The following is a 23,061-nucleotide window of genomic DNA, read 5'->3' on the forward strand; positions in this document are numbered from 1 at the left end:
GTGCCGGTGCTCGACCATAAGGGGTGGAATGCACGGCCGTTCACGCGGCCGGAAAGGCGTGGGATCGATGCGGGACGAAAGCGTGGCAAGCGGGATGGGCGAAGGCGGCAGGACGTTCCGCCTGCACAATGCCGTGGTGCCCGCCCGGCCGCTGGAGCCGGCGCTCTATCTCGTGGCGACCCCCATCGGCAACCTCTCCGACATCACGCTTCGCGCGCTCGAAACGCTGGCCGGCGCCGATGTGCTGGCCTGCGAGGACACGCGCGTCACCCGCGTGCTGCTCGACCGCTACGGCATCGTCAACCGGCCCTACGCCTATCATGAATACAATGCCGACGAGGTGGGCCCGCGCCTGATCGCGGCGCTCGATGCGGGCAAATCCGTCGCGCTGGTGTCGGATGCCGGCACGCCGCTCGTCTCCGACCCCGGCTATCGCCTCGCATTGCTCGCCATCGAGGCTGGTCACCGTGTCGTGCCCATTCCCGGCGCTTCGGCGCCGCTGGCCGCCCTTGTCGGTGCGGGTCTTCCGAACGATGCCTTCTTCTTCGCAGGGTTCCTGCCATCGAAGGACAAGGCCCGGCGCGACCGGCTGGCCGAGCTTGCCGGCGTTCCCGCCACGCTTCTCTTCTTCGAATCGCCCCATCGCATCGCCGCCACGCTGGTGTCCGCGGCCGATGTGCTGGGTGAAAGCCGGCCGGCCTGCGTCTGCCGCGAACTGACCAAGACCTTCGAGGAATTCCGCCGCGGCACGCTGGGCGAGCTTGCCGCGCATTATGCCGAGGCCGGCGCGGTTAAGGGCGAAATCGTGCTGGTCATCGGCCCGCCGGGCGAGGCGGCCGCACCCGGGGCGGAAGACGTCGACCGCCTGCTTGCGCAGCTCGTCCGGGACATGCCGGCCGGCAAGGCGGCGACCGAGGCGGCCCGCCAGACCGGCCTGCCGCGGCGCGATCTCTACCAGCGCCTTCTCGACCTGAAGGACGGCGATGCGCGATAGGCCGGCGGATCCGACCCGGCTCAAGGCCTTCCGCCGCGGGCACGTCTCGGAATATCTCGCCGCGCTCTATCTTCTCGCCAAGGGCTATCGCATCCGGGCCATCCGCTACCGCACCAAGGCCGGCGAGATCGACATCATCGCCCGGCGCGGCGATCTGGTGGTCTGCGTGGAGGTGAAGGCGCGCCGCGATGTCGACAGCGCCGTCTTCGCGGTGACCGGCACGGCCCAGCGTCGCATCCGCGCTGCGAGCGAGATCTGGCTGTCCCGCCAGCCCGACGCCCACCGTCTTTCCCTGCGCTACGACATCGTCGCGGTGCGGCCATGGCGGCTTCCAAGGCATTTCGTGGATGCGTTCTGAACAGAAAGAGACGGGAAGTTTATCCAGGCGACACCACCGCGGATTTCGCCTCCGGCCGGCGTTGTCTTCGCGCCCGCGGCGTCCTAAATGTGTGCGGCATTCCTGAGGGGACCTTTCATGGCTAAGATCAAGAACGTCGCGGTCCAGATGGACCATGTGTCGACCATCAGCATCGCCGGCGATTCCACCTTCGCCATGAGCCTCGAGGCGCAGGCCCGCGGCTACAGGCTCTTCCACTACACGCCCGACCGGCTGAGCCTGCGTGACGGCAAGGTCTATGCGAGCGTCGAGCCGATGGAGCTGCGCGACATCAAGGGCGACCACTATACGCTTGGCGAGGCCGAGCGCGTCGATCTCTCGACCATGGACGTGGTTCTTCTGCGCCAGGATCCGCCCTTCGACATGTCCTACATCACCTCCACGCATCTGCTCGAGCGGATCCATCCGAAGACGCTCGTCGTCAACGACCCGGCCTGGGTGCGCAATTCGCCGGAGAAGATCTTCGTCACCGAATTCGCCGACCTGATGCCGAAGACCCTCATCACCCGCGATCCCGCCGAGATCCGCCGCTTCCGCGACGAGATGGGCGACATGATCCTCAAGCCGCTCTATGGCAATGGCGGCGCCGGTGTCTTCCATTCGACCAAGGATGACCGCAACCTGTCGTCGCTGCTCGAAATGTTCGGCCAGATGTTCCGCGAGCCCTTCATCGCCCAGCAATACCTGCCCGATGTCCGCAAGGGCGACAAGCGCATCATCCTTGTCGATGGCGAACCGGTGGGTGCGATCAACCGCGTGCCGGCCGAGCATGATGCGCGCTCCAACATGCATGCCGGCGGCCGCCCGGAGCCGACGGAACTGACGGCGCGCGAAAGGGAAATCTGCGCCCGCATCGGGCCTGCGCTGCGCGAGCGCGGCTTCCTGCTCGTGGGTATCGACGTCATCGGCGACTACATGACGGAGATCAATGTCACCTCGCCGACGGGGTTGCGCGAGGTGAAGAAGTTCGGCGGCGCGGACATAGCGGCCCTGCTGTGGGACGCCATCGAAAGCAAGCGCTGACGCCGGCGGCGGGGCCCGCGGTTCGCCGCCGCACCGCCTTTGTTCCGCCGATACAACCGCCCGCAACCGGCGCGCGGATAATTCTCGCTCAAGTTCTATAATTGTTCTTGTTTCATTCCGCATTCCATGCCAGATTTGCAGTTGCAACCCTGGGGCGGGTTGATGGTCCGTTTTCGGCTGGAGCGAGCGGGGGCAGTCATGGTGGCGCGTGTCGGGACAATAGCGTTTCAGGGCATCGAGGGCGTGCCTGTCGATGTGCAGGTGATGGTCGCGCCCGGCAAGGTGGGCATGCAGATCGTCGGCCTCGCCGACAAGGCGGTCGCCGAAAGCCGCGAGCGGGTGCAGGCCGCTCTGCACGCCTCCGGCCTCTCGCTGCCGCCCAAGCGGGTCACGATCAACCTCGCCCCGGCCGACCTGCCCAAGGAGGGCAGCCACTACGACCTCGCCATTGCGCTTGGTCTGATGACGGCGCTGGGGGCGGTGCCGGGCGATGCGCTGGAGGATTATCTCGTCATCGGCGAACTCAATCTCGACGGCACGATCGCGCCGGTTGCCGGCGCGCTTCCGGCGGCCATGGCGGCCAATGCGCTGGGCAAGGGGCTGATCTGCCCGGCGGAAAACGGCGCGGAAGCCGCCTGGGCCGGCGGCGGTCTCGATATCCTGGCGCCCCGCAGCCTGATCGCGCTTGCCAATCATTTCAAGGGCAGCCAGGTCCTGTCGCGCCCGGCGCCGGCCATTCGCGCCGCGGCCGCCGGCCTGCCCGATCTTGCCGATATCCGCGGGCAGGAAAGCGCCAAGCGCGCGCTGGAAGTGGCGGCGGCAGGCAACCACAATCTGCTGATGGTCGGGCCGCCCGGCTCGGGCAAGTCCATGCTTGCCGCGCGCCTGGCCGCCATCCTGCCGCCGCTCTCGCCGGCGGAACTGCTCGACGTCTCGATGATCCATTCCATCGCCGGCCAGCTTTCCGGAGGGCGCCTTTCGGATCGGCGCCCGTTCCGCACACCGCATCATTCCGCCACCATGGCGGCCCTTGTGGGCGGCGGATCGCGGGCAAGGCCCGGCGAGGTGTCGCTCGCGCATAACGGCGTGCTGTTCCTTGACGAGCTGCCGGAATTCTCGCCGCAGGCGCTCGATGCCTTGCGCCAGCCGCTCGAGACGGGCGAATGCATCATCGCGCGGGCCAACCACCGCGTCAGCTATCCCGCAGCCTTCCAGCTCGTCGCGGCGATGAATCCCTGCCGCTGCGGCATGGCGGGCGAGCCGGGACGCAGCTGCGCGCGCGGGCCGCGCTGCATGAGCGAGTACCAAGCCCGCGTCTCCGGCCCGTTCATGGACCGCATCGATATCCGCATCGACGTGCCCGCGGTTTCGGCAAGCGATCTCATCCGCCCCGTGGCCACCGAGCCGAGCGAAGCGGTCGCCCGGCGCGTCGCGGCCGCGCGCGCCCTGCAGGTCGACCGGTTCGCCCGTCTGGGCATGCCCCGGGTGACCAGCAACGCCCGCGCCTCCACCGCCCTCGTCGAACGCATGGCCGAGCCCGATCCGGCGGGCCTCCAACTGTTGCGCGACGCGGCGGAGAAGATGCGGTTTTCCGCGCGGGGCTATCATCGTGTTCTCAAGGTCGCGCGCACGCTGGCCGATCTCGACGAAACCCCGATCGTCGGACGGATCCATCTGGCGGAAGCCATTTCCTATCGCATCGTGGGGGAGCGGATGGTTGCGGCCTAGAGCAATTCCAGCCGAAGCGAAGTCGCTTCGGCGTCGGACAATGCGGTAAAAACAGGAATCTAGAGCATTTCCGGTGAACCGGAGTTCACCGGAAATGCTCTAGCGCCGGGCCCGCGACTGGCGGCGTGAACGGGAGGATGGCGCGCGGTATCGAGCGGGTCATGCGGCGTGCCGTGTCGTCACGGCTGCCCCTTGAAGACGGCCTCGATCCGGTGCCCGTCCGGGTCGATGACGAAGGCGGCATAAGTGTCCGGGCCATATTGCGCCCGAAGCCCCGGTGCGCCGTTGTCGGTGCCGCCGGCCGCCAGTGCGGCCGCGTGGAGACGGTCCACGGCCGCGCGGTTCGACGCGGCGAAGGCGATGTGGAAGCCCGGCCCGGGAGGATGCGCAGCGACGCCAAGTTCCTTGATGGTGCGCTTGTCGCCGCCGCCCGCGAAACCGTAACCCACAGCCTGTCCGGGCTCGCCCGGCCGGATGTCGGACCAGACGCGTGCATAGCCGAGCGCCGCCATCGCGGCGTCGTAGAACACGACGGCCCGGTCCAGGCTGTGAACGCCGAGGGAAAGATGGTGGAGCATGTCGGAGCTTGCTCGTTGCGGAAGGCCCGCCGCGGTTCTGGCGCGGCGGGCCCATCCTCTGTCAGGCGAGGCCTTCGAAGAGCGCGGTCGAAAGATAACGTTCCGCGAAGGACGGGATGATGACGACGATCGTCTTGCCGGCATTTTCCGGGCGGCTGCCCACCTTGGCGGCGGCCGTAAGGGCCGCACCCGAGGAGATGCCGACCGGAACGCCTTCGAGGCGCGCCACTAGGCGCGCATTCTGGAAGGCCTCGTCATTGCTCACGGTCACGACCTCGTCGTAGACCGACTTGTCGAGGATCGCGGGGGCAAAGCCCGCGCCGATGCCCTGGATCTTGTGCGGGCCGGGATTGCCGCCTGACAGCACCGGGCTGTCGGCCGGCTCGACGGCGACGACCTTGAAGCCGGGCTTTTTGGCTTTCAGCACCTGGCCGACACCGGTGATCGTGCCGCCGGTGCCGATGCCGGACACGAGGATGTCGACGGCGCCGTCGGTGTCGTTCCAGATTTCCTCGGCCGTCGTCTTGCGGTGGATTTCCGGGTTGGCCGGGTTCTCGAACTGTTGCGGGATGACGGCGCCGGGAATGGTGCTCGCCAGTTCCTCGGCCATGGCGATCGCGCCCTTCATGCCCTTGGGCCCCTCGGTCAGCACGAGCTCGGCGCCGAGCAGGGCGAGCATCTTGCGGCGCTCGATCGACATGGTCTCGGGCATGGTGAGGATGAGCCGATAGCCCTTGGCGGCCGCCGCGAAGGCCAGCGCGATGCCGGTATTGCCCGATGTCGGCTCGACCAGCGTCGACTGGCCGGGCGTGATCTTGCCCTGCGCTTCCAGCGCTTCGATCATCGCCACGCCGATACGGTCCTTCACCGAGGCGATCGGGTTGAAGAATTCGAGCTTGCCGAGAAGATGGGCGACGACGCCATTTGCCTTGGCGAACTTGTCGAGCCGCACAAGGGGTGTGTCGCCGATCGTCTCGGTGATGGATGCATAGACGCGGCCGCGGCCGGGTTTGCGGGTGTCGCTCATCGGGTACCTCCTGGTTCTCGTTGACGGGAATGTAGGAGGGAATGGGCCTTTAGACGAGTCCGGATTTCGCGGCAAAAGCGCCGGTTGTGGAATAATCGGGTCGTTCCGCGGCGAAAGCCCGCTCCCGTCAGGCCGCCCTCGTCGCGATATAGGCGGCCGTCCCGGCAAGAACGCTCGCGGCGACGCGGTTCAGCCTTTGCAGGGCCTTGGGCTGCCTGAGAAGCAGCCGGGCGCGCGAGGCGAGCGCAATATAGGGAATGAGCACTGCGAGGAGCACGATGAAGGTCGCGGCCAGCAGCAGGCCGTAGTCCGCAAGGCCGACGGCGTTGAGGTCGACGAGCGTCGGCACGAGCGCCACGTAGAACAGCATCGTCTTGGGATTGCCGAGCGTCACGAGCAGGCCGGAAAGGAAGGCCGCGCCGATGCTCGTGGTGCGGCGGGCCTCGATATCCTGCGGCAGGAGCCCGGTGGTCCACAGCTTCCAGGCGATATAGCCGAGATAGAGCGCACCGGCGATCTTGATGACCATGAAGGCCGTGGTGAAGGTCTGCGCGATGAAGGCGAGGCCGAGGATGACGGCCGTCAGATAGACCATGTCGCCGAGGATGAGCCCGAGCCCCATGAAGAAGGTCGGCCGGAAACCGGAGCCGAGCGCGCGGGCCACGATGGCCGTGATGCCGGGGCCGGGAATGATGGCGGCGATGAAGAGCGCGCCGGAATAGGCGAGAAGGACGGCAAGCGACATGGAGGGCTCCTTGATCGGTTCCTCTTAAGCCCGACGTGGTTTTCCGGCAATGGGTCGAGTGCGCGCTGAATCCATCACCTTGGCCCGCGCTAACCTCGCTTGGGTGTAAGCCTGAAAGCCCGGTGCTTCCAGTCTCCCTGCCAAGGAGCAGATGGTGCCGTGGAGCCTGCAGTTTCGCAAACCATATGCCACGCAGGCGATGGCTCACTTGTCACCGGGACAAGGCCCTCCTTGCGATGGCCGCAGCCGCGGCGTAGGCTTTAGGGGCGCATCAGGGAGAAACGTCCGTGCCCGACCCGACAAGCCTTGCCGCCTTCGCTCTCATCGCGCTCGGCATGGTGCTGACGCCGGGGCCGAACATGATCTATCTCGTCTCCCGCTCGATCTGCCAGGGCCCGGCGGCCGGTCTCGTCTCGCTCGGCGGTGTCGCTTTGGGCTTCGTCTTCTATGTCTTGTCGGCTGCGCTCGGCATCACCGCCTTCCTGATGGCGGTGCCCTTTGCCTATGATGCGTTGCGGCTTGCCGGCGCGCTCTATCTCGCCTGGCTTGCCTGGCAGGCGCTGCGCCCGGGCGGCCGCTCGGCCTTCGAGGTGAAGGCGCTGCCGCGCGACAGCAACCGCAGGCTCTTCTTCATGGGGTTTCTGACCAATCTCCTGAACCCGAAGATCGCGATACTCTATCTTTCGCTTTTGCCGCAGTTCATCGATCCGGCAAAGGGGAACGTTCTCCTGCAATCGCTGGTGCTGGGCGGGGTGCAGGTGGTCATCAGCGTCAGCGTCAACGCGCTGATCGCCGTTTCGGCCGGCTCCGTCGCGGCCCTTCTTTCAGCGCGCCCGCGCTGGGGGCTCGTGCAGCGCTGGCTGATGGGCACGGTGCTGGCCGGGCTCGCCCTGCGCATGGCGACGGAAGCGCGCCGCTGATCAGAACGCCGCCATCGGCGGCAGGGCGAAGGGCAGGGCGGGCTGAAGATCGTCCGGGCCGCGCAGCATGAGGACCATTTCGCCGTCATCGGCAATCGCTTCGCCATCCCACGCCAGGTGATCGGGCGCGAAATGCACGGTCACGCGCTGTGGCGTGACATCGAGGCTTGCCAGGATATCCGCGAGGGCGGGCATGCGCGTGCCGACGATGTCGAGGATATCGACATTGCCTTCGCCATCCGCCTGCCAGGCGACGACCGCGCCCGCCTCTTCCAGGAGGTCGAGCTTCAGATCCGGCATCAGCGATGCGTTGAACAGGAACATTTCCTTCTGCCGGAGCGGCGCGAAGCGGTCGGAAACCGGTGCCCGGCCATCGAGCAGCCGGCTGAGCAGCGTCAGGTCCGCCTCGTTCGCGAGGTGAAGCCGGCGGGTCGCGAACGCCCGCCCGCCCGTGGGAGGCACGCCGGCGAAGCGGTGCTGCGGGAGCGGGCGGAAGCCGTGTTTCTCGTAGAGCGCCGGCGTGTCCGTCAGGAGCACGACGGCCTCGAAACCTTCGGCGTTGCAATGATCGAGCGCCGCCTCCATGACGGCGCGATAGAGCCCGCGGCCGCGATGGCTCGGCCGGACCGCGCCGGATTGCAGGCCCGCCGCCCGCACAAAGACGCCGTCGATGACGAGCGGCATGGCGAAAGCGGTGATATTGGCGATGCAGGTGCCGTCGGCGTCAAAGAAGCCGAAGGGCGCGCTGGTCGGGTCCGGTCCGCCCAACCGGTCAAGACCGGAGACATCGATCTCGAATATGTCCCGGAGCAGATCGCAGAGGCCCTGCCAGGCCGCGCGGTCGTCGAAGTAATGTGCGCGGAAGATGAGGCCCGCCTTGTCGGATGACATCACCGCACGCCGGTGGAGCCGAAGCCGCCGGCGCCGCGCGCGGTTTCGCTCGCCTCCACGGCCTCGCGCACGGCCACCTGCGTCACGGGCGCGATGACCATCTGGGCGACGCGCATGCCGCGTTCGATGGTGAAGGCTTCCTCGCCGAGATTGACGAGCAGCACCTTCACCTCGCCGCGATAATCGCTGTCGATGGTGCCGGGCGTGTTGAGGCAGGTGACGCCGTGCTTGAAGGCGAGGCCGGAGCGCGGCCGGATCTGGGCCTCGTAGCCATGCGGGATTTCAAAGATGAAGCCGGTCGGCACGAGCGCGCGTTTTCCCGGCGCAAGCGTGAGGGCCGCGTCGGCATCCACCGCCGCGCGCAGGTCCATGCCGGCGGCGCCCGTCGTTTCGTAGGCGGGGAGCTCGATATCCGCACCGTTCGGCAGGCGAACGAGGGAGAGCGTGGGCTTGGCGGGAGCGTGCGCGTTCATGACACCCATAAGCCGGCCGCAGGCGCGGGCCGTCAATTGCATCTTCGCGGCGGAGCCTGTAAAGACCGCGCCAACTCACAGGATATTGCTTGAACATGGCCGAAACCCTTGCCGAGGCGGTCTCCCGCCGCCGCACCTTCGCGATCATCGCGCACCCGGACGCCGGTAAAACCACCCTCACCGAAAAGCTGCTGCTGTTCGGCGGCGCCATCCAGCTCGCCGGCGAGGTGAAGGCGAAGAAGGACCGCATCCAGACCCGTTCGGACTGGATGAAGATCGAGCGCGAGCGCGGCATCTCGGTCGTGACCTCGGTCATGACCTTCGAATATGACGGCAACGTCTTCAACATTCTCGATACGCCCGGCCACGAAGACTTCGCCGACGACACCTACCGCACGCTGACGGCGGTGGATGCGGCCGTCATGGTCATCGACGCCGCAAAGGGTATCGAGCCGCGGACGCTGAAGCTGTTCGAGGTCTGCCGCCTGCGCGATATCCCGATCATCACCTTCGTCAACAAGATGGACCGCGAGAGCCGCGATCCCTTCGAGATCCTCGACGAGGTGGAAGAGAAGCTGGCGCTGGATACCGCGCCGGTGACATGGCCGGTCGGCCGCTCCAAGACCTTCTGCGGCTCCTATCATCTGGCCGATCGCACCTTCCGCGGCTCGGACACGCAGGTCCAGCCGACCAGGATGGACGATGCCGCCGAAGTCGCCAAACACCTGCCGGAAAACGAGCGCCAAGCCTTCATCGACGAGATGGAACTGGCGCGCGAGGCCTGCCGGCCGTTCGATCGCGAAGCCTTCCTCGAAGGCCATATGACGCCGGTCTTCTTCGGTTCGGCGCTGCGCAATTTCGGGGTGCGCGATCTCATCAACGCGCTCGGCGCCTTCGCGCCGCCGCCGCGCGACCAGGTGGCAGATGTGCGCAAGGTCCACGCCGCCGAAGACAAGATGACGGCCTTCGTCTTCAAGATCCAGGCCAACATGGACCCGAACCACCGCGACCGCATCGCCTTCGCGCGCGTGTGCTCCGGCATGCTGGAGCGCGGCATGAAGGTGCGCCTTGCCCGCACCGGCAAGCAGATCGGCCTCTCGGCACCGCAGTTCTTCTTCGCCTCGCAGCGCCAGCTGGCCGATACGGCCTATGCCGGCGACGTGGTTGGCATTCCCAACCACGGCACGCTGCGCATCGGCGATACGCTGACGGAAGGCGAGGCGCTGGTGTTCGAGGGCGTGCCGAACTTCGCGCCGGAAATCCTGCGCCGCGTGCGGCTGGAAGACGCGATGAAGGCCAAGAAGCTGAAGGAAGCGTTGCAGCAGATGGCGGAAGAGGGCGTCGTGCAGCTCTTCTCGCCGGAAGACGGCACGCCGGCCATCGTCGGTGTCGTCGGCGCGCTGCAGCTCGACGTTCTCAAGGAGCGCCTGCAGCAGGAATACGGCCTGCCGGTCTCCTTCGAAATGTCGCGCTTTTCCGTCTGCCGCTGGATTTCCTCCGACAATGCGGCCGAACTCGACAAGTTCGTCACTCAGCGCCGCGGCGATATCGCCCGCGACCTCGATGGCGATCCGGTCTTCCTTGCGCAGGACAGCTTTTCGCTGCGCTACGAGGCGGAGCGTTACCCCGCGATCAAGATGGTCGCCATCAAGGAGTACCACGTCACCAAGGCGTGACGGCGGCCTGTCACTTTCAAGGTGACAGGCGCCTCTCCATTTGCGAAAAGCATTGCCAGACAGGGGCGTCCGCGCAGGCGGGCTGAGAAGCACCCTTTGAACCTGAACCGGATCATGCCGGCGGAGGGAGTCGCTGGCACTGCATTCGCCGTTGTCCCGCGCCCGCCTCCGTCCGCAAGGAGGCGAGATGGCAGACACAATCGCAAACATCCTCTCGATCGCAGGCTCCGACCCCTCGGGCGGCGCCGGCATCCAGGCCGACCTCAAGACCTTCGCCGCCCGTGGCACCTATGGCATGGCCGTGCTGACCGCGCTGACGGCGCAGAACACGCAGGGCGTTTCGGGCGTGCATCTCGTGCCGCCGGCCTTCGTCGCCGCGCAGATCGCCGATGTCTTTGCCGATGTGCGGGTGGGCGCCGTCAAGATCGGCATGATCGCCTCGGGCGAGATCGCCGAGGCGGTGGCGAACGCCCTGTCGCCGCATCGCTCCGTCCCCGTCGTGCTCGATCCCGTCATGATCGCCAAGGGCGGGGCCTCTCTTCTGGCCGCAGACGCCGTGGAGGCCCTGACGCGCCGGCTGCTGCCGCTGTCCACGCTGCTCACGCCCAACCTGCCGGAGGCGGCCGCCCTGCTCGGCGAAGCCGAGGCGACCGACCGGGCTGCGATGGAAAACCAGGCGAAGCGCCTGCTGGCGCTCGGGCCGAAGGCGGTTCTGCTGAAGGGCGGGCATCTGCCGGGCAACGAGAGCCCGGATGTGCTCGCCATGCCGGGCGCGCTGCGCTGGTTCGAGGGCGTGCGCGTGCTCACGCGCAACACCCACGGCACCGGCTGCACGCTGTCGAGCGCGGTGGCGGCGGAACTGGGCAAGGGGCATTCGCTGCCTGAGGCCGTGGCCGCGGCCAAGAGCTTCGTCGCCGGTGCCGTGCGCGGATCCGGTGCGCTGGCAGTCGGCGCGGGGCACGGTCCGCTGCATCATTTCCACGCGCTCTGGGCGTGACGGTCAGCGATCCGAAAGCGCCAGCCGCAGGCCCATGAGCCCCAGGGCCGCGGCGAAGCTGCGCTGCATCCAGGTCATGACCGCCGGTCGGCCCAGCACCTGCCGTCGCAGGCTGGCCGCGAGCGCGGCATAGACGGCGAAGACCAGGAAGGTCAGCAGCATGAACACGCCGCCGAGCAAGAGCATCCGCGCCGTCAGGTCCGGCGCGCCATCGGGCACGAACTGCGGCAGGAAGGCGAGGAAGAACAGCGAGAGCTTGGGGTTGAAGACATTGGTGAAGGCGCCCTTGCGCACGATGCGCGCGGCCGCCTCGACCGGCTGGTCCGGTGCCGTATCGAGCGCAACGCTTTCGCGCAGCATGCTCCAGGCGATGAAGAGCAGGTAGATGACGCCGATGATGCGCAGGAGTTCGAAGGCAAGCGCGCTGGCATGCAGGATGGCGGCGAGCCCGGCGATGCTGGCCAGCATATGCGGGATGATGCCCAGCGTGCAGCCGAAGGCCGCAAGCAGGCCGGCGCGAAAGCCGCCGCTGACCCCGCGCGCCACGGTGTAGATGACGCCGGTGCCCGGAAGCAGGATGACGATGAGCGAGGTGATGAGGAATTCGGTGGTCATGTCGGGTTTCCATGCGCTTGAAGAGGCGGCAGGAAACACCGGACGGTCATCGCGGTCTTGAACGAAATTGCAGGTCAGGTGAGGGCGGCCAGATAGGCGCCCGGCGTGTAGCCGTAACGCCGCGTGAAGTTGCGGGTCATGTGGCTCTGGTCGGCGAAGCCGGCGCCGGCCGCGGCATCGGCAAGCGGATTGCCGGCGGCGATGAGGCGGCGGGCGAGATCCGTTCGGCGCTGGATGAGATAGGCGTGGGGTGTCAGCCCCGTCGCGCGGGCGAAATCCCGCACCAGCCGGAAACGGCCAAGGCCGCAATCGGCGGCCAGCGCATCGAGCGTGACGGGCGAGACCGGGTCGGCGTCGATCCGCTCGCGTGCGCGGGCGATGCCGGCAGCCGCAATGCCCTCGCGGCGCGGCGCCCGTTCGCGCAGCACCGCCGCCAGCAGCAGGAGAAGCCGCTCATCGCGGCAGATTGCTGCGGCCTTGGTATCGACCAGCGCCGTCAGAGCGGCCGCGACAAGCCGGCCGACGCGGCTGTCGTCCAGCACGGGCGCATAAAATTCCTCGCGGGTGTCCCCTTCGAAAATGTCCTGTGCCGCGGCCGCGACGATATCCAGCCGCATATAGAGCATGCGCCAGGCGCGGGACGCGCCGCCAAGCGGCGCGCCGTCATGCACCTCGCCGGGGTTGACGGTGATCGTGTTGCCGGCCTGCGCCTCCACGCGGCCGCGCCCGCTCGCCGATGTCTGCGCGCCGCGTTCGACCAGGCCGATGCCGTAGGTGTCGTGGCTGTGGCGGGCGAAGGCGTGGCTGCTGTCGGCGATGACGGCCTCGACGCCGTCGATGGCCGTGCGCAGGACCTGGAAACGGCCGCTTGCCACGCCCTACTCCCGCGGCGTGCCGGGAAGGGCTTTGGTCTCGCCGAACCAGTCGGTGGCCGAAGAGCACCAGATCTGGCGCTTGGGCTTGAGGGCGGCGCGCTGGTTGATGCTGCCCCAACGGATGCCCCAAAAGGCGGCCGCCTCGCCCGTGCCGGAGGAAAACAGCGGCGTTCCGCATTCCGGGCAGAAGTGCAGAAATCGCTCGCGGCCGCTTTCGGCGATCTTGGTATAGACCTTCGGCGTCTCGCCGGTGAGGGTGAGATCGGCCCGCGGCACGCGCACGGTGACGCGATAGGGCGAGCCGGTCAGCCGCTGGCAATCCGTGCAGTGGCAGATGAGCAGACCATCGGGATCGATCTCGGCCTCGTAGGTCACGAAGCCGCAATGGCATTGTCCGTCGATCCGCATCTCTCGTCCTTCCGCCTCGGGTAAAGGCGGAAGGATAGGCGCCTGTCGCGCGACGTCAATGCGCCGGCTTGATGAAGGTGCCGTTGCGCAGCTCGCGCATGGCCTGCTGCAACTCGGCCTGGGTGTTCATCACGATGGGGCCGTGCCAGGCGACGGGCTCCTCGATGGGTTTGCCCGAAACCAGCAGGAAGCGGATGCCCTGCTCGCCGGCCTGCACTGTCACCTCGTCGCCGGTATCGAAGACCACGAGCGTGCGGTTGCCGGAGAGGTCGCGGATGTTCAGCTCCTCGCCCTGGAACTCCTTTTCCACCTTCACGCCGAAGGGCTTCGAGGCGTCGCGGAACGTGCCGGAGCCGGCGAAGATATAGGCGAAGGCAGAGCGGTAGGTATCGACCGGCAGGCGCTTCGTCTTGCCCGGCGGCACCGAGATGTCGAGATAGACGGGCTCGGCGGCGATGCCGTCGACCGGGCCGGTCTTGCCCCAGAAGCTGCCGGCGATGACGCGCGCCACGGTGCCGTCGTCGTCGACGGCGACGGGAATATCAGCGGACTTGATGTCCTGGTAGCGCGGCGCCGTCATCTTGAGCGACGAGGGCAGGTTGGCCCACAGCTGGAAGCCATGCATCTTGCCGGCGAAGTCGCCGCGCGGCATTTCCTGGTGCAGGATGCCGCTGCCGGCCGTCATCCACTGCACGTCGCCGGCGCCCATGACGCCGTGGTTGCCGAGGCTGTCGCCGTGCTCGACGCTGCCGGCCAGCACATAGGTGATGGTCTCGATGCCGCGGTGGGGATGCCACGGGAAGCCGCGGATATAGTCGTCGGGATCGTTGTTGCGGAAGTCGTCCATCATCAGGAACGGGTCGGTCAGCGACGGATCGCCGAAGCCGAAGACGCGGTGCAGTTTCACGCCGGCGCCTTCCATGGCGGGGCGGGCGATGCTTTCGTGTTTGACGGGGCGTATGGACATGGGAGAAGTCCTTTCGACTGGGTTGCTTGCCCCTTCTATACGCCGGCGCGATTGTTCACGAAATCTGCCCGACATGAAACGCAGTGTTCACACAAGCGACTTTCGCGGCGTGCAGCCGTGCGGCTCGCCCGTGCGGGAATGACACGCATGGTTTCCGTCCGTTTACTTTCGTTAACGCATTTTTACCCATTTGCGTTGAAAATCCGGGCAGTGCCATGGTTAATGCGTCGGATCCGTCACCGGTTCGCACCGGTCCAATCAAGCAGGAAATGTCATGTGCCGTTGGGCAGCCTATCGCGGAGAGCCGCTCTTTCTCGAGGAACTCGTGTCCTCGCCCGCCCATTCGCTGATCGAACAGTCCCACTGCGCCACGCGCGCCAAGACGGCCACCAACGGTGACGGCTTCGGCATCGCCTGGTACGGCGACCGCCCGGAGCCCGGCCGCTACCGCGATATCCTGCCGGCCTGGTCCGACTGCAACCTGCGCAGCATCGCGCGGCAGGTCCGCTCGCCGCTCTTCCTCGCCCATGTCCGCGCCGCGACGGGTGGCGGCACGCGGCGCGACAATTGCCATCCCTTCGTGCACGGCATCTGGTCCTTCATGCACAACGGACAGATCGCCGATTTCGAGCATCTGCGCCGGCCGCTCGAGACCATGCTGGACAATGATCTCTACAGCGCGCGCACGGGCTCCACGGATTCGGAACTGCTCTTCCTGCTGGCGCTGCAATTCGGCCTTGCCCGGGATCCGCTCGGCGCCATGGCCGAAACCATCGCCTTCGTCGAGCGCCTTGCCGCCCATCTGGAGCACAAGGTGCTTGTGCGGTTCACGGCCGCGTTTTCCGATGGCAACCAGCTTTATGCCGTGCGCTACGCGACGGACTATGCGGCACCGACGCTCTACGCCGCGCCGATGGGCGATGCCGGTGGCTATTGCCTCGTGTCCGAGCCCCTGAACGACGACACAGAGGCCTGGGTGGAAATCCCCGATGGCAGCGCCGTGGTGCTCGGCGAAAACGGCGTCGACATGCGCATCTTCTCGCCTGCCGGCCGCCCGGCAGGATCGATGGAAGCCAAGCTCGCCCTCGTCAAATAAGCCGTTCGGCAATCCAGCCGGCGAGACGATCGGCGACATCGTCCTTGGAAAGCTCCGGCCATGCCGTGATGCCGTCGGCGGTAATGAGCTTCACGCTGTTCGTCGTGCCGCCCATGATGCCGGTTTCCGGCGAGACATCGTTGGCGACGATGAGATCGGCGCCCTTTTTTTCGAGCTTCACCCGGCCGTTGTTTTCGACATCCTGCGTCTCGGCCGCAAAGCCGACGACGACAGTCGGGCGCTTCGCATGATGGCCGATGGTCTTCAGGATATCCGGGTTTTCCGACAGCATCAGCGGCGGCGGTCCTTCGCCGGGCTGCTTCTTGATCTTTTCCGCATTGGCCGTCGCCACGCGCCAGTCGGCGACGGCGGCCACCATGACGGCGATATCCGCCGGCAGCGCGCCGAGCACCGCCGCCAGCATCTCCGACGCCTGCTCGACGCGGATCACGGTCACGCCCGGCGGGTCGGGGATCGTGACAGGCCCGGAGACGAGCGTCACCTCGGCGCCAAGCCGCGCCAGGGCGGCGGCGATGGCATGGCCCTGCCGGCCCGAGGAGCGGTTGGCGATATAGCGCACGGGATCGATCGGCTCATGCGTCGGACCCGATGTGACCACGGCCTTGCGGCCGGCAAGCGGCTTTCTCCCGCCATCCAGCAGGCGCTCCACCGCCGCGACGATCTCCAGCGGCTCGGCCATGCGGCCGGCGCCCGCCTCGCCGCTTTCGGCCATTTCGCCGGCATTGGGGCCGATGAAGGCGAGGCCGTCGCGGCGCAGCGTCTCGACATTGCGGCGCGTCGCGGCATGGGACCACATTTTCGGGTTCATGGCCGGCGCAAGCAGCACGGGGCGGTCGGTGGCGAGAAGCACGGTGGAGGCGAGGTCGTCGGCCAGGCCGTTCGCCATCTTGGCCATCAGGTCGGCCGTGGCGGGCGCGACGACGATGAGGTCGCAGTCGCGCGCCAGGCGGATATGGCCGACATCCTGCTCGTCCTCGCGGGAGAACAGGTCCGTATAGACATGGCCGGACGACAGGGCGCCGACGGCAAGCGGCGTGACGAAATGCTGGGCGCCCGACGTCATGACGGGCCGCACCTCTGCGCCGCGTTCGCGCAGGCGGCGGATGAGATCGAGGCTCTTGTAGGCGGCGATCCCGCCGGAAATGACGAGGAGGATGCGTTTTCCTGCAAGCGGCATGGCATGTCCCGGGCTCGTGAGGCGCAAGCGGCCCCGAAGGGCGGTCGTGATGTCCTATCGCGTCGAAACCGCATTTCCAAGCGCGCTCTTCGCCCGAACGCCTCAACTGCCCTCGTCGGGAATGTTGAGGACATGGCCGCAGGCCTTGCAATGCACGGCATCGGCATCGTGGCGCGACAGGCCGCATTGCGGGCAGGGGAAGGTCACCTTGTAGGGTCGTACGATGGCCTGGGCGAGGCGCACGAAAAGCGAGATGCCGACGATCATCGTCACGATGGCGGTGAGCTTGCCGAGCGTGCCGGGCAGCACGATATCGCCGAACCCGGTGGTGGTGACGGTCGCGACCGAGAAATAGAGCGCATCGACGAAGCCGGCAAACCCCTCCGCGCCGTAGAAGAAGTTGGAATAGACGAAGCCGGTCACGAGGAAGAGGAAGACGAGGAAGTTCACGCAGGCCTGGATGAGGTCTTCCTTGTCGCCATGCCCGGTGCGCCGCAGCGTCAGCGTGACGAGCTTGCTCTGGCTGATCGTCCAGATGCGCAGCACGCGCAGGAAGGCGAAGTTGTGCAGCTGGTTGGGAAAGAGCAGCGTGCCGAGAATGACGATATCCACCCAGGTCATCGGCCGCATGAGCCAGTAGCGCAGGTTCGGCGCGATCAGGGCGCGGGCACACAGTTCGAAGGCGATGACGGCGGCGATGAGATAGTCGACGATCACATAGGCCGAGCCCTTTCGCAGATAGGGCCCGGCAATGAAGAAGGCGAGGATCGCGACATCGAGCAGAAGCATGCCGATCTGGAAGTGGATCGCCTCCCGGTCCCGGCCGAAATAGAGCCCGCGCAGCTGCCGTCGCGTGCGCTCGATAAAGGATAGAGGTTCGTTGACGCCGGGTGGCTCTGCGGTCATGGCAGGGAGACTAGCGCCGGGCCGGCGCCGGTCAAGCGGCTCAGGTGAGCTTCCAGGCGATGTAGACGAGCGTCGCGGCGATCAGCCAGAGCGCGACGCGGCCCGAACGGCTGTGGCGCGCTTCCGAGCGACCGATGGCTTCCGCCGTGTCCGCGTCGAAGCGCAGGCCACGCTCTGCCATGACCGTCAGGTCGTGCGAGAACTTCTCGGCCTTGGCGGCAATCTCCGGGGCGGCTTCCGCCAGCCGCAGGGCGGCGTGCGCGCCGTCGCGCAGGTCGACGAGCAGGCGCTTGGGGCCGAGATTGTCGCGGATCCAGTCGCCCACGACGCCTTCCGAGGCCTTCCACATGTTGAAGCGCGGGTTGAGCGTGCGCGACACGCCTTCCACCACCACCATCGTCTTCTGCAGCATGACGAGCTCGGTCCGGGTCTCCATGTCGAAGAGTTCCGTGACCTCGAAAAGCAGGGTGAGTAGCTTGGCCATGGAGATGGTCTCGGCCGGCTGGCCGTGGATCGGTTCGCCGATGGCGCGGATCGCCTGGGCGAAGCTCGCGGTATCGTGGTGCGAAGGCACGTAGCCGGCCTCGAAATGGACGTCGGCGACGCGCTGGTAGTCGCGCGTGATGAAGCCGTAGAGGATTTCCGCGAGGAAGCGGCGTTCCTTCTTGCCGAGCCGGCCGACGATGCCCATGTCGACCGCGACGATGACGCCCTGCGGATCGACGAACAGGTTGCCCTGGTGCATGTCGGCATGGAAGAAGCCGTCGCGCAGCGTGTGGCGCAGGAAGGACTGGATGAGCGTGTCGGCGAGCTGGTCCAGATCGTGGCCGGCCGCGCGCAGGCCTTCGACATCCGACATCTTGATGCCGTCGATCCATTCCATGGTGACGACATCGCGCCCCGTGCGCTCCCAGTCGACCTTGGGCACGCGGAAGCCGGGATCGTCGCCCGTGTTCTCGCCGAGCTCGGAAAGGGCTGCGGCTTCCAGGCGAAGGTCCATCTCGACCTTCGTCGTCTGTTCCAGCGTTTGCGTCACCTCGACGGGTTTCAGGCGGCGCGTGTTGGGCAGGATCGTTTCCTGCAGCCGGGCGGCGGCATACATGGCTTCGAGGTCGTGGGTGAAACGCTGGCGCACGCCGGGTCGGATGACCTTCACGGCGACCTTGCGCTCGCCGCTGGCGTCGCGCACCGTCGCCGGATGGACCTGCGCGATGGAGGCCGCGGCGACAGGATCGCCAAACGTGACATAGAGGTCGTCGAGCCGTCGGCCGAGCGACCCTTCCACCGTCGCGACCGCCGCCTCGCGCGGGAACGTCGCCATGCGGTCCTGAAGGGTGGACAGCTCCACGGCGATCTCGGCGCCGACCACGTCGGGCCGTGTCGCGAGAAACTGGCCCATCTTCACATAGGAGGGGCCCAGGCGCTCGATGGCCCGCGACAGCCGGTCGCCGCGGTCTTCGTGCGCGGCCCTGCGGCGCGCCAGAAGGCCGGCGAAGGCGTGCGCGGTGCGCGCCAGCGGCGGCATGCCCTCGGTCGGCAGGGCCGAGACGACACCCTCGCGCACGAGAACCCAGCCCACGCGGGCGAGGCGAAGATAGGCACTGACGACGCTCATGCGGCCAGGCTGCGTGAAGACGAAAAACGGATCATGATCAGAGCTTCCAGCCCGAATGCAGCGCGGCGATGCCGCCGGTATAATTGGTATAGGTGACGCGGGAGAACCCGGCGGCGCGGATCATCGCGGCGAAGTCTTCCTGGTTGGGGAACTTGCGGATGGATTCCACGAGATACTGGTAGGGCTCGGCATCGCCGGTGATCATCTTGCCGAACTGCGGGATCGCATTGAACGACCAGGCATCGTAGAACCTGTCGAGCAGCGGCATCTCCACCTCGGAGAATTCCAGGACGAGCAGGCGGCCGCCGCGCTTCAGCACCCGGTAGGCTTCCGAAAGCGCCACGTCGATGCGCGGCACGTTGCGGATGCCGAAGGCGATCGTATAGGCGTCGAAGCTCCCGGCTTCGAACGGCAGTTCCTCGGCATTGGCCTCGACGAAATCGAGATTCGCCGAAAGCCCCTTCTTCGCGGCCCGGTCCGCGCCCACCGCCAGCATTGAGCCGTTGATGTCGAGCACGGTGGAATGCGCCAGCCGGTCGGAAGCCTCGATGATGCGGAAGGCGATGTCGCCCGTACCGCCCGCCACGTCGAGCGTCCTGTAGGACGGGTCCCTGCGCGGGTTGAGGCTTGCGATCATTGCATCCTTCCAGGCCCGGTGGAGGCCGGCGGACATGACGTCGTTCATGATGTCGTAGCGCTTGGCGACCTTGTGGAACACGTCGTTGACGAGCGCCTGCTTCTCGCCCTCGCGAACCTCGCGAAAGCCGTAGGAGGTTTCCATGCCGCCGTCCGCGGATGTGCGCTGTTCCGTCATCGTCGTCTCCATGGGCCGGTCTGTCGCAGCCGAATTGCCGCAAGGACCATAGCGAATTGGCTGTTGCCGCGCTATCTGAACGCTTCGCGGGGTATATAGGACATAGATTGCCGAGAGGGAAATGCCGGAGCGCGGCAAATGCGCCCAAGGTTAAATCCCGTTCAAGGAGATGGACATGCCGGAACTGCCGGAAGTGGAAACCGTCAAGCGCGGCCTCGCGCCCGTGATGGAAGGTGCGCGGATAAAAAGAGCCGAACTGCGCCGTCCGGATTTGCGCTTTCCCTTTCCACCCGCCTTCTCCGAGGCGCTCGAAGGCCAAAAGATCCTGTCGCTCGGCCGGCGCGCCAAATACCTGCTGGTCGATCTCGAGGGCGGCGATGTGGTGATCGCGCATCTGGGCATGTCCGGCTCGTTTCGCGTGGAAGGCCCCGCATTGGAAGAGACGCCGGGCGATTTTCACATGCCGCGCAGCAAGGACCCGCGCCACGACCATGTCGTGCTTCACCTGGAGACGGGGGACGGCGAGCGCCGGGTCATCTACAACGATCCCCGCCGCTTCGGCTTCATGGATCTTGCCCGGCGCGAGGATATCGCCGCCCATGCCTTCTTCCGCGATCTCGGTGCCGAGCCGACGGGCAACAGCCTGGACGCCGATTATATCGCGGCGAAGTTCCGCGGCCGGCAGACGCCGCTGAAGGCGGCGCTGCTCGACCAGAAGAACATTGCCGGCCTCGGCAATATCTATGTGTGCGAGGCGCTCTGGCGCGCGCATCTTTCGCCCGAACGGCTGGCGGGAACGCTGGTGACGGCGGCGGGCAAGCCGAAGAAGGAACTGGTCGCGCTGACCGAGGCGATCCGCCAGGTCATAGCAGACGCCATCGAGGCCGGCGGCTCCACCCTGCGCGATCACATCCGCACCGACGGTTCGCTCGGCTACTTCCAGCACACCTTCTCCGCCTATGACCGCGAGGGCGAGCCTTGCCGGACACCGGGCTGCACGGGCACTATCGGGCGAATCGTCCAGAGCGGCCGCTCGACCTTCCATTGCGCGGTCTGCCAGAAATAAAGCCGATGCCGGACCGGTGTCGCGCGCCGCAAACGAGGAGACAGGAAATGGCCTATGAAACCCTGCTGGTGGAGACGCGCGGACGCGTCGGTCTCGTCACGCTTAACCGGCCGCAGGCGCTGAACGCGCTGAACCGCCAACTGCTGGAGGAGCTGCAGGGCGTGCTCGCCGGGTTCGAGGCGGATGCCGGTATCGGCGCCATCGTCATCACCGGCTCGGAAAAGGCCTTCGCGGCCGGCGCCGACATCAAGGAGATGCAGCCCTACGGCTTTGCCGCGGCCGTGACGGAAGACCTCGCCGCCGGCTGGGACGCGGTCGCGGCCTGCCGCAAGCCGATGATCGCGGCCGTCAGCGGCTTTGCGCTTGGCGGCGGCTGCGAGCTCGCCATGATGTGCGATTTCATCATCGCCTCGGAAACCGCGAAATTCGGCCAGCCGGAAATCACCCTCGGCATCATTCCCGGCATGGGCGGCACGCAGAGACTGACGCGCGCCGTCGGCAAGGCGAAGGCCATGGACCTCGTTCTCACGGGCCGCATGATGGATGCGGCGGAGGCCGAGCGGTGCGGTCTCGTCGCCCGCGTGGTTGCGCCGGAAAGGCTTCTGGAGGAGGCGCTGGCGGCAGCCGAGAAGATCGCAGGCTTCTCGCTGCCGGCGGTCATGATGGCGAAGGAGGCGGTCAGCCGCGCGCAGGAAACGGTGCTGTCGGAGGGCATGCGCGCCGAGCGGCGGCTGTTCCATGCGCTGTTTGCCACCGAGGACCAGAAGGAGGGCATGGCGGCCTTCATCGAGAAGCGCAAGCCGACCTTCGCGAACCGCTGAGCATCCGTGCGGCCTTTCTTGCAGAATCCGCGTTGACGGCACCGCGGTTTCCAGCTATACGCCGCCCACAGTTTGGAAAGCCGAATTCTGAGGTTTTCCGATATTGCTCCCGAATTGCTTGGATGACAGGTCGCAGTGACCCGGCACAGCGAGGGTGGAGTTTGTGTCAGATTTCTGAAGAGAGGCATACATGGCCAATACAACCTCGGCTAAGAAGGCGACCCGCAAGATCGCCGCGCGCACCGCAGTCAACAAGTCGCGCCGCTCGCGCGTCCGTAACTTCATCCGCAAGGTCGAGGAAGCCATCGCTTCCGGCGACCAGACGGTTGCCGCTGCTGCCCTCAAGGCAGCCCAGCCGGAACTGATGCGCGCCGCCACCAAGGGCGTGCTTCACGCCAACACGGCTTCGCGCAAGGTCTCGCGGCTCGCAAACCGCGTGAAGACGATGTCGGCCTGATCACTCAGCCCGAAGAGCTATGCATTTTTAGTCAAAGCCCGGCCATCGGCCGGGCTTTTTCTTTGCTTTTTCGGCGCCGCTATGGTTAACGCGCAGGGCTCGATCGTGTCAAAAGAGTGACGACGAAAATTGTTTAAATTCAATTACTTGTAGGAGGTTGTCCGGCTCGGGCCGGCCTTTCGTAGCGGAAGTTTGACAGCAATTTGAGTCAAGCGAATTTTTATTTTTTTCGTTTTTCGAGCCCTGCGAAAGCCAGGCGAAAACAAAGCCATTGATTCCTAACGGATTCTCTTGAGAGGCCCCGATTCCGAGTCAAAAACCCCCATCCGAGTCAACGGCCGGCCCTTAATTTTGCGTAAAATTCGCCATTGATCTTGCCCCCTTATCCTGCCTAAATGCTTTCCACAGGGGGCGCGGGACAAGCCTGAAAACAAGCATCGGCAAGGCCGTCTTCATCGGTGGCGATGGTTGTTTTTGTCCTCTGTGACGGAGCGGTCGACGCTTCGTAAAATCACCCAACCGGCAAAGCTTGCCCCAGGTGCCATCGGCACGCTGGCAATGGCTTTTGTGACCTCAGGTTGTGCCGGTTGTCGGCGCGCGAAAGCGCGTCGATGGTGGTATGGTGTCTGTTGCGGTTCTACGAGGGAACGGCGGCGGGGCACCGATCGGGACGGTCGGATCAGACATGAATGTCCGGTCGGTCCGAAGCGACTTGTGTTTGGGAGAAGGGGCTGTGCCGGAGTTTGGGGACCGGGATGGTTCGGGGCACCATGT

The 23,061-nt window shown here is 66.4% G+C and carries 24 protein-coding genes and 1 riboswitch; of the genes, 11 read left to right on the top strand and 13 right to left on the bottom strand.

The window, feature by feature from the left end; translation table 11 throughout:
• The first annotated feature begins 94 nt into the window (after positions 1–94).
• The 4 genes from rsmI (at position 95) to K6301_RS16115 (ending at position 4,142) form a co-directional block, all read left to right on the top strand.
• Positions 95–994, top strand: coding sequence for a 16S rRNA (cytidine(1402)-2'-O)-methyltransferase (gene rsmI / locus K6301_RS16100; RefSeq protein WP_425475408.1), 900 nt, complete (start codon positions 95–97; stop codon positions 992–994).
• A complete protein-coding gene (locus K6301_RS16105; protein ID WP_247218413.1) occupies positions 984–1,352 on the top strand; it encodes a YraN family protein in 369 nt (122 codons plus the stop codon). Before rsmI ends, K6301_RS16105 begins: the two co-directional genes overlap by 11 nt.
• 117 nt (positions 1,353–1,469) lie before the next feature.
• The gene (gshB, locus tag K6301_RS16110; protein WP_247218415.1) at positions 1,470–2,414 is read left to right on the top strand and encodes a glutathione synthase; all 945 of its coding nucleotides are present in this window, start codon (positions 1,470–1,472) and stop codon (positions 2,412–2,414) included.
• Between the two features lie 198 nt (positions 2,415–2,612).
• Positions 2,613–4,142 (top strand): YifB family Mg chelatase-like AAA ATPase, encoded by a 1,530-nt coding sequence (locus K6301_RS16115; RefSeq protein WP_247218417.1) that lies wholly within the window; start codon positions 2,613–2,615, stop codon positions 4,140–4,142.
• Between the two features lie 179 nt (positions 4,143–4,321).
• Here the strand turns inward: K6301_RS16115 and K6301_RS16120 are convergent, their stop codons facing one another.
• From K6301_RS16120 to K6301_RS16130, 3 genes are all read right to left on the bottom strand, one after another.
• Positions 4,322–4,720 (bottom strand): VOC family protein, encoded by a 399-nt coding sequence (locus K6301_RS16120; RefSeq protein WP_247218419.1) that lies wholly within the window; start codon positions 4,718–4,720, stop codon positions 4,322–4,324.
• 61 nt (positions 4,721–4,781) lie between these two features.
• Positions 4,782–5,747, bottom strand: a complete 966-nt coding sequence (cysK, locus tag K6301_RS16125; RefSeq protein WP_247218421.1) for a cysteine synthase A — start codon at positions 5,745–5,747, stop codon at positions 4,782–4,784.
• Positions 5,748–5,874: 127 nt separating this feature from the next.
• Positions 5,875–6,492 (bottom strand): LysE family translocator, encoded by a 618-nt coding sequence (locus K6301_RS16130; RefSeq protein ID WP_247218423.1) that lies wholly within the window; start codon positions 6,490–6,492, stop codon positions 5,875–5,877.
• Positions 6,493–6,827: 335 nt separating this feature from the next.
• Here K6301_RS16130 and K6301_RS16135 point away from each other — a divergent pair, with 335 nt between their 5' ends.
• On the top strand, positions 6,828–7,412 hold the full coding sequence (locus K6301_RS16135; RefSeq protein ID WP_425475409.1) for a LysE family translocator: 585 nt from the start codon (positions 6,828–6,830) through the stop codon (positions 7,410–7,412).
• Here the strand turns inward: K6301_RS16135 and K6301_RS16140 are convergent, their stop codons facing one another.
• Together K6301_RS16140 and dut are read right to left on the bottom strand one after the other, a co-directional pair.
• Positions 7,413–8,303, bottom strand: a complete 891-nt coding sequence (locus K6301_RS16140) for a GNAT family N-acetyltransferase (protein ID WP_247218428.1) — start codon at positions 8,301–8,303, stop codon at positions 7,413–7,415.
• A complete protein-coding gene (gene dut, locus K6301_RS16145; protein ID WP_247218430.1) occupies positions 8,303–8,776 on the bottom strand; it encodes a dUTP diphosphatase in 474 nt (157 codons plus the stop codon). Before dut ends, K6301_RS16140 begins: the two co-directional genes overlap by 1 nt.
• Positions 8,777–8,871: 95 nt before the next feature.
• Between dut and K6301_RS16150 the strand changes: the two genes are divergently transcribed.
• Both K6301_RS16150 and thiD read left to right on the top strand, forming a co-directional pair.
• Positions 8,872–10,452: a peptide chain release factor 3 gene (locus K6301_RS16150; RefSeq protein ID WP_247218432.1), complete on the top strand. Its 1,581-nt coding sequence runs from the start codon at positions 8,872–8,874 to the stop codon at positions 10,450–10,452.
• Between the two features lie 51 nt (positions 10,453–10,503).
• Positions 10,504–10,598: riboswitch (TPP riboswitch) on the top strand.
• A gap of 41 nt (positions 10,599–10,639) precedes the next feature.
• Positions 10,640–11,449 (top strand): bifunctional hydroxymethylpyrimidine kinase/phosphomethylpyrimidine kinase, encoded by an 810-nt coding sequence (gene thiD, locus K6301_RS16155; protein WP_247218434.1) that lies wholly within the window; start codon positions 10,640–10,642, stop codon positions 11,447–11,449.
• Between the two features lie 3 nt (positions 11,450–11,452).
• Here the strand turns inward: thiD and K6301_RS16160 are convergent, their stop codons facing one another.
• The 4 genes from K6301_RS16160 to K6301_RS16175 all read right to left on the bottom strand — a co-directional run bounded on the left by K6301_RS16160 (position 11,453) and on the right by K6301_RS16175 (position 14,314).
• Positions 11,453–12,064 carry a LysE family translocator gene (locus K6301_RS16160; protein WP_247218435.1) on the bottom strand — a complete coding sequence of 204 codons (612 nt, stop codon included), beginning with the start codon at positions 12,062–12,064 and terminating at the stop codon, positions 11,453–11,455.
• A 74-nt stretch (positions 12,065–12,138) separates the two neighbouring features.
• Positions 12,139–12,939: an AraC family transcriptional regulator gene (locus K6301_RS16165; RefSeq protein ID WP_247218437.1), complete on the bottom strand. Its 801-nt coding sequence runs from the start codon at positions 12,937–12,939 to the stop codon at positions 12,139–12,141.
• Between the two features lie 3 nt (positions 12,940–12,942).
• Positions 12,943–13,347 (bottom strand): GFA family protein, encoded by a 405-nt coding sequence (locus K6301_RS16170; RefSeq protein ID WP_247218439.1) that lies wholly within the window; start codon positions 13,345–13,347, stop codon positions 12,943–12,945.
• 55 nt (positions 13,348–13,402) lie between these two features.
• A complete protein-coding gene (locus K6301_RS16175; protein WP_134648090.1) occupies positions 13,403–14,314 on the bottom strand; it encodes a pirin family protein in 912 nt (303 codons plus the stop codon).
• A gap of 274 nt (positions 14,315–14,588) precedes the next feature.
• On the opposite strand from K6301_RS16175, the gene K6301_RS16180 reads away from it, so the two are divergent.
• Complete coding sequence (locus K6301_RS16180; RefSeq protein ID WP_247218441.1) at positions 14,589–15,410, top strand: class II glutamine amidotransferase; 822 nt, start codon at positions 14,589–14,591, stop codon at positions 15,408–15,410.
• Here the strand turns inward: K6301_RS16180 and coaBC are convergent.
• The 4 genes from coaBC to ubiE all read right to left on the bottom strand — a co-directional run bounded on the left by coaBC (position 15,403) and on the right by ubiE (position 19,943).
• Entirely contained in the window at positions 15,403–16,608 is a 1,206-nt protein-coding gene (gene coaBC / locus K6301_RS16185; RefSeq protein ID WP_247218444.1) for a bifunctional phosphopantothenoylcysteine decarboxylase/phosphopantothenate--cysteine ligase CoaBC, read from the bottom strand. The genes K6301_RS16180 and coaBC overlap by 8 nt on opposite strands.
• 102 nt (positions 16,609–16,710) lie before the next feature.
• Positions 16,711–17,514, bottom strand: coding sequence for an ion channel (locus tag K6301_RS16190; RefSeq protein ID WP_247218446.1), 804 nt, complete (start codon positions 17,512–17,514; stop codon positions 16,711–16,713).
• Between the two features lie 40 nt (positions 17,515–17,554).
• Positions 17,555–19,129: a 2-polyprenylphenol 6-hydroxylase gene (gene ubiB, locus K6301_RS16195; RefSeq protein WP_247218448.1), complete on the bottom strand. Its 1,575-nt coding sequence runs from the start codon at positions 19,127–19,129 to the stop codon at positions 17,555–17,557.
• Between the two features lie 37 nt (positions 19,130–19,166).
• Positions 19,167–19,943 carry a bifunctional demethylmenaquinone methyltransferase/2-methoxy-6-polyprenyl-1,4-benzoquinol methylase UbiE gene (gene ubiE, locus K6301_RS16200; RefSeq protein ID WP_247218450.1) on the bottom strand — a complete coding sequence of 259 codons (777 nt, stop codon included), beginning with the start codon at positions 19,941–19,943 and terminating at the stop codon, positions 19,167–19,169.
• Positions 19,944–20,118: 175 nt separating this feature from the next.
• Between ubiE and mutM the strand changes: the two genes are divergently transcribed.
• The 3 genes from mutM (at position 20,119) to rpsT (ending at position 22,287) form a co-directional block, all read left to right on the top strand.
• The gene (mutM, locus tag K6301_RS16205; RefSeq protein ID WP_247218452.1) at positions 20,119–21,009 is read left to right on the top strand and encodes a bifunctional DNA-formamidopyrimidine glycosylase/DNA-(apurinic or apyrimidinic site) lyase; all 891 of its coding nucleotides are present in this window, start codon (positions 20,119–20,121) and stop codon (positions 21,007–21,009) included.
• Positions 21,010–21,056: 47 nt separating this feature from the next.
• Positions 21,057–21,830: an enoyl-CoA hydratase gene (locus K6301_RS16210; protein WP_247218454.1), complete on the top strand. Its 774-nt coding sequence runs from the start codon at positions 21,057–21,059 to the stop codon at positions 21,828–21,830.
• Between the two features lie 190 nt (positions 21,831–22,020).
• Complete coding sequence (rpsT, locus tag K6301_RS16215; protein ID WP_134648075.1) at positions 22,021–22,287, top strand: 30S ribosomal protein S20; 267 nt, start codon at positions 22,021–22,023, stop codon at positions 22,285–22,287.
• The last annotated feature ends 774 nt before the right edge of the window (positions 22,288–23,061 follow it).

The organism is Shinella oryzae, from assembly GCF_023038235.1.
Lineage (GTDB): Bacteria > Pseudomonadota > Alphaproteobacteria > Rhizobiales > Rhizobiaceae > Shinella > Shinella sumterensis.